This window comes from Monashia sp. HAY1-2A, assembly GCF_056755315.1.
Window position 1 is genome coordinate 1 of the sequence record NZ_JBNDHY010000750.1, and the last position, 215, is coordinate 215.

Genomic DNA, 215 nt, shown 5'->3' on the forward strand with positions numbered 1-215 from the left:
TCCGTCGTCGGCAGCGTCAGATGTGTATAAGAGACAGGTGAGGGTGCTGGTGGGTGGCGGGTTGCTCCCTGCTGCTGCCCCGGTTGTCGGGGCAGGTGGTGAGGGTGCTGGTGGGTGCGCGTTGCTCCTGTCTCTTATACACATCTCCGAGCCCACGAGACGCGTCGTACTCTGGGGGGGTGTAGTTGGGCTGGGAGAGGGGGGGGGGGGGGGGG

General features: G+C 66.5%; 1 protein-coding gene. It reads right to left on the reverse strand.

Going from position 1 to position 215, the window contains the following annotated elements; translation table 11 throughout:
• Positions 1 to 16: 16 nt before the first annotated feature.
• Positions 17 to 215 (reverse strand): hypothetical protein (locus tag ACPYOM_RS23780; RefSeq protein WP_481347872.1); only part of this gene is annotated, 199 nt, incomplete at its 5' end.